Consider the following 9,260-nt stretch of genomic DNA (forward strand, 5'->3'; position numbering starts at 1 on the left):
AGGAGTGCGACAGGCACTCGGTGGCCGCGTCGGCCGCTGAGGGCACAGCTAGTGCTGCGGCTGCATCGGGGACGAACAGCCGACACGTCCGCTCCCGCGCCGACGTGTCGGACAACCGCGGCCCGACGCGGGATACTGCTCACCGCATACCCCGCCTGCCCGCGTCATCTGTGATAAACGTCCGTCCAAAGTTGTTGACGGTGATAAACATCTGCTCGGCGGCAGTCACGGCGAGTACGGTCTACTTGACACTGTTGACGACCAACGGCGCGAAGCGGCGTTGACTCGCCCGGCAGTAATTTAAGTATTCCACAACCACCTACGTCTAGATGGGTACCGAGCGCGTCGACGGGCTACCGGACGAGCTCGAATCGTGGGTTGCCGACCGGGCGGCAGCGGAGGGGCTCACCCGCGAGGAGTTCCTTCGCCGGTTGGTGGACGCTCACCGGACATCGGAGTCCGAGGACGGATCGATCGATATCGCCCCGCTGAGAGGGATCGACGGGGCGTCCAGCGCCTCTGAATCGGCCGTAGAGGAACTGGAGGAACTGGAAGAACAGGTACGCGACGTCACCACCCGCGTCGCCGCCGTCGAAGAGAACCTCGACGAGAAAGTGGCGGACATCCGGCAGCGCGTTATTCAGGTCAAACGCGAGACCGACGTCAAAGCGCCCCGTGAACACGGTCACCCCGATATCGAGCGCCGGATGGAGGCCGGGTTCGAGAACTACGAATCGATTCTCGAATATCTCGCGGAAACCACGGACGAACACGACTCGAAGCTCGACCGCGTCGGCGAGGCCACCGTCGACCTCCGCCGCCGCGTCGGGGCACTCGAACGGGTGATCGACGAACGCACGGCGGCCGCGGAGATCCGCAGCGAAGCGAACCGCCACGGCGTCGTCGAGGCCGTCTGCGGAGCCTGCGAGGAGTCGGTTCACCTCGGCCTGCTCGACAGTCCGCGCTGTCCGCACTGTGACGCGCCGATCGACGGCGTCGAGCCGAAGCGGGGCTTTTTCGGTTCGCATCGCTTGCTGATCGGCGACCGACCCGCGCTCGAAGCGAGCGATGAGACAGCTTCGACCGAGATGCCGACCCAAGGCGTGGAGTCGAAACCAGACGACGGTACCGGAGATAGCGCCGAAGACGGCGGGTTCCGATTCGGTAACGGAGCGGATTCGAAGTGACAGCCGAGGACGACGGTCACGATTCCGACGAGAAGCCAGACAACGGCGCGGAGTCGTACCGTGACTCCGAGACGCAACGCGAGGCGGAGGCCCCGCTCTCGGAACTCGCCCGCGACGTGACGGCGCGGCGCACCCCTCGTTCCGAATCGGAGAGCAAACGCGGCGATACGCCCCAGGAAACGGGCGGTAACGGCGACCCCTTCGAGGAGATGTCGGCCCCGGAGATCGACACCGAGGCGCTCTGGGAGTCGCTGGCTGGAGAGGATGACGCAGAGACGCAGGCTCCCGGCGAACTCGCGCCCGACGCGGCGACCCCGCTGGACGGGGAGGCCGAGACGGGAGCCCGCGAACACGTCGTCGAGAAGGAGGCGTTCTGCCAGAAGTGCCCACACTTCGCCGATCCGCCGGAGTTCGGGTGCACCCACGAGGGGACCGAGATCGTCGAGGTCGTCGACAGCGAGCACTTCCGCGTGCGAAACTGTCCGATCGTCGACGAATGAGACCACCGCCCGGACGAGACGATCGCGACCGCGCCCGAGAGACACTTCTGTCCGCGGCGAGTAGTGACGGGATATGCAGTTTTGCGACGACTGCGGAACGATGATGGTCTCACGCGACGGAACGATGGTCTGCACCAACGACGACTGCGGTACGGAGGCCGAACAGGACGAGGAACTGGCCGCGCAGTTCGTCTCGACGGAGGAACAGAGCGACGACGACGTGATCGAGACGACCGAAGACGCCAACTTCGAGGGGAAACCGACGGCGACTGACGTCGTCTGCGACGAGTGTGGGACACAGAAAGCGTGGTACACGATCAAGCAGACCGGCTCGGCCGACGAGCCGCCGACTCGGTTCTTCAAGTGTACCGAGTGCGGCCATCGGTGGCGAGGGTATAACTAGGGGGACGACTCTGTCGCACCGCACAGAGTCTGAGACGTATCTGGGCAAGAAGCGTCGCGTTTGCACACGTTCTCTCACTCGATCGAACGCTGCCGTGCGACCGGAGATGCGGTCAGTCACAGACATGACGGAGACCCAATAATTTATTTTGAAGAACCGAAGACGAAGAGGTACTGGAGACGAAGCTTGAGCGAAAACACTGAGAATATGATCGTCACGTCGATACTAGACGACTCCTCAACTGATTACTCATCCGTATGAGTCGGTCGTATCGATCCAGCGTGGTTGTCGTCGGAATCTGTCTCGCACTCGCGACGATGACGCTGTCTCCCGTCGTCGCTGGCGCATCCGGACCAGCCACCGCCGCCTCTGCCGATACCGCGATCGGGTCCAACACTGACAGCTTCGAGGCCGTAACCGGCAGCGGGATCGAGCCACGGCAGCCACAGGTATCTGCCGCGGTTGCCGAGGAGAGAGTGGTTCCCACCACGATCGAAATCGAACGCCTCAACGGCACCGACGGAGTGCAGTTCACGTATACGTTCGACCTCCCGGGCGATACCACGCTGTTCGATGTCGAAAGTATCTCACCGGACGACGGGTACTCCGTGGTCGCGACGACCGGGTTCGAGGACGGCCAACAGTTATCGTGGGACACGGAGACGACAGCGCCCTCGATCACAGTCGAACACATGCTTCCTAACGACACAAACGGCGGTATGCACCGCGTCGATACGCCGCGGGTATATGGCTCAATTCAACGCGGGGATTCACCCAAGGACGGCCACGTCGACGCCGTGTATAACCAACCCGTCGGCTTCCACTTGGACACGAGCGTCCGGGTATCTGACGAAGGCAGGTACGTGGCCGGAGAGGTGATACTCGGCGAATACAGCACGTACACCGAGACCGCGGATGGCAAGAACATCACACTGTTCGTGCCTAATGAGGTCGATATGGCCGTGTCGCCGGAAGAAGCGATCACAGCGGCCGCAGCGACTGATCACACCATCGAGGGAGATCCGCACCGAGACGTCTATCTCTTCGTCCTCGAGGGGCAGATCGCAGCCGGAGGTGCGAGCGGATCGACCGCGGTAGTCCACGCGGGATCCCCCCTCGGAATCTACGTCCACGAGACCGCACACATCAACGAAGGAGCGACGTTCGGAAAGAAGATAGCGTGGTTTACCGAGGCCAGTGCCACGTACTACGGAAAGGATTTCCAAGTAGCCGATGGTGAACTCAGGATCAAACGTGCGAAACTGCTAGAACGAACCGATCCGGACGGCAGGTGGCCACGGGGAGGTCACCACAACAACAGCACCTTAGCCGAACCGAGCACGTGGGGCCACAAGACCGACTACCAGAAAGGCTCGCGGCTGCTGTTCGCCTTGGACGCGAAACTCCGGGAGGCGACAGACGGCGAGGCGACGATTCACGACGTGATGCGACGGGTCAACCAATACGACGAGCGGTACGGGGCGCTCACCTATACGGATTTCCGCGAGATAATCGTCGATCTCGCGGACGAAGAGACCGCTTCGTGGCTCGACCCCTATGTGCTGACGTCACAGAACCCGCCGCAACCGAACGCCAGCGCGTTCGGTCCCCCGCCGAAATTCGCCGACGAGACGACTGATCTCAGCGGCGACGCGAGCGAAGCGTTTGAGTTTGCCATCAACCTCTCGCCCGGAGAACAGCCGGGTCCCGCGTCGGTCACGCTGGCAATCGACGCCGGTGAAACAACCGTCGAGGCCGTCGCCACCGACGGCAACGACGACGGTCGCGTTACTGTCCGCTTCCAGCCGTACGGTCCCAACGGAGAGACCGTGCTCGAACCGACTGATCCCGCTGATGAGGTGACTGTCACGGAGGGGACCGTAGCGGATCCAGTCGTATCCGAGTCGATACGGGTCGATCTGCTCCTCACGGACACAAGCGGTAGCCACAGGGTTTCCACGATGTCCATCAGACTGGAGTCGATCCCGACGGCCCTCGGGTCGACACCGACGGATGCTCCCGCGTCGACGCCGGAATCGGACCCCGTTTCCGAGTTCGTTTCCGAGGTCAGCTCCGATCTCTCCACGACGAATCTGGTGGTCGGAATCCCCTTCGCACTCGCTGCGCTGCTCGTAGCGATAAAAGGTCGATAAGCGGAGGCTGCGCTGGCGTTCGACTGGAGCCCCCGCGCCGTATTGTCCGCCTCCAATGCGTTCGATCCCTCACTGGAACCCGAGATTATTACCCTCGGCCAACGAACGCCACGCCGTGTCCCTCCAATCTGCCCTCCGCGACCGCTTCCGCCCGTGGTACCTCCTCGACGTCGCCGCATTCCTGTTCGGTGCAGGCGGGTCGATCTGGCGCACCGTCTCGGGATTCGACGAACTCGACGCGTTGACCACGTTCACAGCCGTCACAGCCGTCGTCTACGGCCTCCTCGCGGTCGTCGTCCTGCGGTTCACCGTTGGCAACCTCTGGAGCTACGCCGTCGAGTACGCCAACGCGGGCGGCCGGTGGAGCGATCTACCGTTCCTCGTTCCCGTCGGTGGCGGCCTCGCGGTCGTCGCGGTCACGTACGCGGTGACTGAGAGTCTCGGCGCGGCCGCGTGGGCCGGTTTCTGGTCGTTTGCGGTCATCGCTGGCGTCGTCGCGGTCGCCGTCTCGCTCGCGGCGGGCTACCGCGAGGCCTCCCCCTGAAGGATTGGGCGAAGAAAGTCGACCACCGCCTCCGCGACCTTCGCCCCCTGACCGATGAAGAAGTGATCCGCGGCGAACTCGACGACTTCGAACCCGCGAGCGCGAGCGACATCGACGACCGGGCCGACGTGGGCGACGTCGTCGCGCGTGCCGTAGATGACCTGGACGGGGAATCCGGCTGGGAGTGTTTCGATATCGGCGACGACGTCGACGCCCCCGATCCCCCCCTCGTCCGGCGCGTCGGGATCCGACCGCTCCGTGCCGAGGCGCGCGGGCGGAGCGAGCGCGGCCACCGCGTCGACGTCTGCGCCGGTGGCGGTCGCCGAAAGCGCGAGCGCGCCCCCGAAGCTGAATCCGAAGAGGGCGACGCGGTCGTATCGCTCTCGGGCCCACGCGACCGCGTTTCGGACGTCCGTTCGCTCCCCCCGGCCGCCGTCCCACGGCCCGTAATCGAACCGCAGACAGTCGATACCGCGCTCGCCGAGCGCGTCGCTCACCGCTCGGAGACGCTGATCGCCGCGATTGCCGCGGTGCTGCGGGTGGGGGGGGCAGGCGACGACGCACGCGCGGGCCGCTGTTTTCGACGTGTCGTCGAACGTCGTCGCTTCATCGAGCGTCGTCGCTTCATCGAGCGTTCCGCGGGCGTCGCGGCCGCCGGGGAGAAAGATCGGTTCGCTCATTCGGTTCCGGGAGTTCGGCACGTGAGGTTTTAACTCCGCCGTGCACAACGTGAGACGTATGGGAATCCTCTCACGCGCGTCTTACGTCGTCCGCTCGAAGCTGAACGCCCTCCTCAACCGCGCGGAGGATCCGACGGAGACGCTCGATTACTCCTACGAGCAGATGCGCGACGAACTGCAGGACGTCAAACAGGGCATCGCCGACCTGACGACCCAGAAGAAGCGCCTGGAGATCCAGAAACGTCGGCTCGAAGAGAACGTCGAAAAGCACAACGAGCAGGCTAGAGAGGCCGTCAGACAGGATCGCGACGACCTCGCGCGACAGGCCTTAGAGAAGAAGCAGGCGAAGATGAATCAGATCGAGGAGTTGGAGGGGCAGATCGCGAATCTCCAGTCGACGCAGGACGATCTCGTCGAGAAGAAGAACGAACTCCAGAACCGGATCGAGGAGTTCCGCACCAAGAAGGAGACGATGAAGGCACGCTACGAGGCCGCGGAGGCGTCCTCCCGAGTCTCGGAGGCGATGACCGGCGTCGGCGACGAGATGGCCGACGTCTCGCGGGCGATCGAGCGCGCCGAGGAGCGCACCGACGAGATGGAGGCGCGCTCGGAGGCGATGGACGAACTCGTCGACACCGGCGCGTTCGAGGACGCGATGTCCGACAAGGACAGCATCGACCGCGAACTCGAGAGCGGCCGGTCGAACGCCGAAGTCGATTCCGAACTGGAGACGCTGAAAGCGGAGATGGGCGGCGAAGCCGACGAAGCCGCAGACGGCGAAGCCGAAGCGGCTGTCGAAGAAACGGACGCGACGGCCGACGTCGACGTCTCCGACGAGGAGGTCGAAGCCGAGTTAGAGGAGCTCAAAGACGACGAGAACTGATCGCGGTCGTAAATCCGAGGGAATACCCGCCAGACGGATCGCGAGCGTCTCCGGATGGATACGGTGTTCACTACGTGCCGATCGAACTTGCAGACGACATCTGAGAATCCACGTCAATATGGGAGACGAACCGAAGGACACGATGCGAAGCCGGGGCGAGGAGAACCGCGCGAAGCTTTGGCTCCTGTTGGAAGCGAACCGCTGGATCGTCGCCGTGATCATCGTCCTCGTGTTCTTTCTCGGAACGCTGGCCGTGGCGAGCGTCGTTCCCAACCGGGTTCTCATCTCCGTCGACGACCCGGTGGAGACGCTCTTTCAAGCGCTCGTGACCGCGACGATCACGAGCGTCACGCTCGTCGTCTCGATCAACTCGCTCGTCCTCTCACAGGAGTTGGGCGCGCTGGGCGATCAGCGCGACCGGATGGAGGGTGCGATGTCGTTCCGCCGCGAGGTGGAGGGAGAACTCGGAATCGACGTCGCGCCCGCAACGCCCGCGGCCTTCCTTCGGACCCTCGTCGTTGCGGCCGAGGAACGGGCGGAGGCGCTTTCGTCGACTATTGATTCGGCCGGGGCGGAGGTCGCCCGAACGATTCCGGAGGAAACCGAACGGGTGCGCGAATACGCCGACGAACTGCGACGACACGCGTCGTCTGTGGAATCGGATCTCCAGGATCGGGAATTCGGTACGTTCGACGTGCTCTCGGCGGCGTTGAACTTCAACTACTCGTGGAAGATCCACGAGGGACGGCGGCTGCGGGCGGCGTTCGACGAGGGGTCAGCGGACCGGGGGTCCGACGACCCGGATACGTCGGTCGCGGCTGCGCTGGACGACATCATCTCGGTGCTGACGCTGTTCGGTCCGGCGAGAGAGCACGTCAAGACGCTCTACTTCCAGTGGGAACTCGTGAACCTCTCGCGCGCGATGCTGTACAGCGCCGTTCCGGCGCTCATCGTCGCGACGAACGTCCTCCTGTTTCACGGCGTGCTGCAGGCGGTGTCCGGATGGACGCTCGGAATCGCCCACTACGTCTGGATCGTCGCGCTCACCGCGGCCGTCTCGCTCGCGCCGTTCGCCATCCTCTTCTCCTTCGTCCTCCGGATCGGCACGGTCGCGAAGCGGACGCTCTCGATCGGTCCGTTCATCCTGCGAACGACGGAAAGCGATCAGTCGGATGAAAACGACTGAGTCGAGTCGGGTTGGCTGAACCGGATCGAATCACATTGGCTGAATCGGGGTGAATCACATTGGCTGAATCGGCCGAACCGGGTGGACCGACCCAACCGGATCGGACCGAGGTTCGCGACATAGCCAGTCGACAGTATCAGTAATCGTCGGCTCGAATAGGGAACAACGATGGACACGATCGATACCGTCCGCGCGGCGTTGGACTCGGACCGACGGGCTTCCTTCGCCCGTCGCGTCGAACGCGAAGCCGAGGCGCTGCAGACGGCCGTCCGCGACGGCGCGTTCGACGCGACGGAGTTCGCGGTCGGGATGGAGCTCGAAGGCTACGTCGTCGACAGTCGGGGGCGACTCGCCGACGCGCCCGAAGGACTCTTCGAAACAGACGGCTGCAGCCGCGAGCTCGGCGTTCACAACGCCGAGTTGCACACCGAACCCGACGTCGTCTGCGACGCCGGAATCCGACGGCAGTTCGAGGAGCTGCGTTCGGTCCACGGATCGGTCCAGGGGATTCTCGGAGAAGCCGACCGCCGGTTCGTCCTCGACGCGATGTGGACGGTGCCGCCAGTGTCGGGGACGCGTCGATACCTCGAAGGCGGGCGGGACGTCGACGGCGTCTTTCTGCCCGACAATATGCGACCAGTCCCGCGGTACATCGCCCTCAACCAGGTGATTCGCGCGGGCGCAGACGGACGAATCGACCTCGGTTTGCCCGGTCTCGAATCGACGGACTCGATGCTCGTCGAGTCGCTGGCGACGTCGATGCAGCCGCACCTCCAGATCCCGGACCCGGCCGACGTCCCTCGCTATTTGAACGTCGCCACGCGGACGATGGGCCCGGTGCTCTCGCTCTCGGCGAACTCGCCGTTCCTTCCCGCCGATCTGTATGCCGAGGCGCTCGGAAAGGGTGGCGTTCGGATCGATGACCTCCTCGGAGACGCGCCGCACGAACACCGGATTCCGATCTTCGAGCGCTCCGTCGACGAGGGATCGAACAAGTGTCGCATCCCGAGCGACGTCGAGACCGTCGACGACCTGATCGCGCGGATCGCGGCCGATCCGACGCTGGTCGCGGCCCCCGACCTCGACGACGAGACCGACGCGGCGAGCGGCCGATACGACGCCTTCGGCGCGAAGCGCGGCACGTACTGGCGGTGGGTCCGCCCGGTGTTCGGCGGCGAGGTCCCGCGGGCGAGCGACGGCGACCCGGTCCCGGGCGGCGACGAAGAGTCGATCAGAATCGAGTACCGGCCGCTTCCGACGCAGCCGACGCTCAGAGACACCGTCGGCGTGCAGGCGCTCGTGGTCGGCGTCCTCCGTGGCGTCGACGTCTCCGGACACCCGCTCGCGACGCTCCCGTGGGAGGAGGCGCGCAGGTCGTTCTACGCCGCCGTCGACGAGGGCCCGGACGCCGAGCTCCGATGGGTGACAAGCGACGGCGAGCGGACGACGGCGACGGGCCTGATCTACGACGAACTGTTTTCGCTCGCACGACGCGGGCTCGACGACCTCGGCGTCGGGACCGAGACGATCGAATGGGCGCTCGGACCGATCGAAGCGCGCCGCGAAACCGCCCACACCGCGCCGAGCGCGTGGAAGCGCGCCGCGGTTCGCGACGCCGTCGACGACGGCGCGTCGGTGGCGGACGCGATCCGCGAGATGCAGTCGACGTACGTCGAGCGCGCGGCGAGCGGAACGCCGTTCAGCCGGTGGTGAAGCGTGGAGTG

Annotated in this window: 9 protein-coding genes; 8 read left to right on the plus strand and 1 reads right to left on the minus strand. The window is 64.9% G+C overall.

What is annotated here, in order from left to right; translation table 11 throughout:
- Positions 1-329 precede the first annotated feature (329 nt).
- From FJT57_RS07200 to FJT57_RS07220, 5 genes are all read left to right on the plus strand, one after another.
- Positions 330-1,187: a CopG family transcriptional regulator gene (locus tag FJT57_RS07200; protein WP_144903549.1), complete on the plus strand. Its 858-nt coding sequence runs from the start codon at positions 330-332 to the stop codon at positions 1,185-1,187.
- Positions 1,184-1,687 (plus strand): hypothetical protein, encoded by a 504-nt coding sequence (locus FJT57_RS07205; RefSeq protein ID WP_144903551.1) that lies wholly within the window; start codon positions 1,184-1,186, stop codon positions 1,685-1,687. The genes FJT57_RS07200 and FJT57_RS07205 overlap by 4 nt, the downstream gene beginning before the upstream one ends.
- Positions 1,688-1,760: 73 nt before the next feature.
- Complete coding sequence (locus FJT57_RS07210) at positions 1,761-2,090, plus strand: transcription factor S (protein ID WP_144903553.1); 330 nt, start codon at positions 1,761-1,763, stop codon at positions 2,088-2,090.
- Between the two features lie 257 nt (positions 2,091-2,347).
- The gene (locus FJT57_RS07215) at positions 2,348-4,243 is read left to right on the plus strand and encodes a hypothetical protein (protein ID WP_144903555.1); all 1,896 of its coding nucleotides are present in this window, start codon (positions 2,348-2,350) and stop codon (positions 4,241-4,243) included.
- Between the two features lie 115 nt (positions 4,244-4,358).
- Complete coding sequence (locus tag FJT57_RS07220; RefSeq protein ID WP_144903557.1) at positions 4,359-4,787, plus strand: hypothetical protein; 429 nt, start codon at positions 4,359-4,361, stop codon at positions 4,785-4,787.
- Here FJT57_RS07220 and FJT57_RS07225 read toward each other — a convergent pair.
- Positions 4,766-5,467 (minus strand): alpha/beta hydrolase, encoded by a 702-nt coding sequence (locus FJT57_RS07225; RefSeq protein ID WP_144903560.1) that lies wholly within the window; start codon positions 5,465-5,467, stop codon positions 4,766-4,768. The genes FJT57_RS07220 and FJT57_RS07225 overlap by 22 nt on opposite strands.
- Before the next feature lie 58 nt (positions 5,468-5,525).
- Between FJT57_RS07225 and FJT57_RS07230 the strand changes: the two genes are divergently transcribed.
- From FJT57_RS07230 to FJT57_RS07240, 3 genes are all read left to right on the plus strand, one after another.
- Positions 5,526-6,350, plus strand: coding sequence for a PspA/IM30 family protein (locus FJT57_RS07230; RefSeq protein WP_144903563.1), 825 nt, complete (start codon positions 5,526-5,528; stop codon positions 6,348-6,350).
- A 118-nt stretch (positions 6,351-6,468) separates the two neighbouring features.
- On the plus strand, positions 6,469-7,536 hold the full coding sequence (locus FJT57_RS07235; RefSeq protein WP_144903566.1) for a hypothetical protein: 1,068 nt from the start codon (positions 6,469-6,471) through the stop codon (positions 7,534-7,536).
- Positions 7,537-7,704: 168 nt separating this feature from the next.
- A complete protein-coding gene (locus tag FJT57_RS07240; RefSeq protein WP_144903569.1) occupies positions 7,705-9,249 on the plus strand; it encodes a hypothetical protein in 1,545 nt (514 codons plus the stop codon).
- Positions 9,250-9,260 lie beyond the last annotated feature (11 nt).

This window comes from Halobellus captivus (genome assembly GCF_007655485.1).
GTDB classification, from domain to species: domain Archaea; phylum Halobacteriota; class Halobacteria; order Halobacteriales; family Haloferacaceae; genus Haloquadratum; species Haloquadratum captivum.

Excerpts from the sequence above, each read along its gene's own strand:
- FJT57_RS07230 (WP_144903563.1), top strand. The coding sequence starts at position 5,526 with ATGGGAATCCTCTCACGCGCGTCTTACGTCGTCCGCTCGAAGCTGAAC.
- FJT57_RS07240 (WP_144903569.1), top strand. The coding sequence starts at position 7,705 with ATGGACACGATCGATACCGTCCGCGCGGCGTTGGACTCGGACCGACGG.
- FJT57_RS07210 (WP_144903553.1), top strand. The coding sequence starts at position 1,761 with ATGCAGTTTTGCGACGACTGCGGAACGATGATGGTCTCACGCGACGGA.
- FJT57_RS07200 (WP_144903549.1), top strand. The coding sequence starts at position 330 with ATGGGTACCGAGCGCGTCGACGGGCTACCGGACGAGCTCGAATCGTGG.
- FJT57_RS07215 (WP_144903555.1), top strand. The coding sequence starts at position 2,348 with ATGAGTCGGTCGTATCGATCCAGCGTGGTTGTCGTCGGAATCTGTCTC.
- FJT57_RS07235 (WP_144903566.1), top strand. The coding sequence starts at position 6,469 with ATGGGAGACGAACCGAAGGACACGATGCGAAGCCGGGGCGAGGAGAAC.
- FJT57_RS07225 (WP_144903560.1), bottom strand. The coding sequence starts at position 5,467 with ATGAGCGAACCGATCTTTCTCCCCGGCGGCCGCGACGCCCGCGGAACG.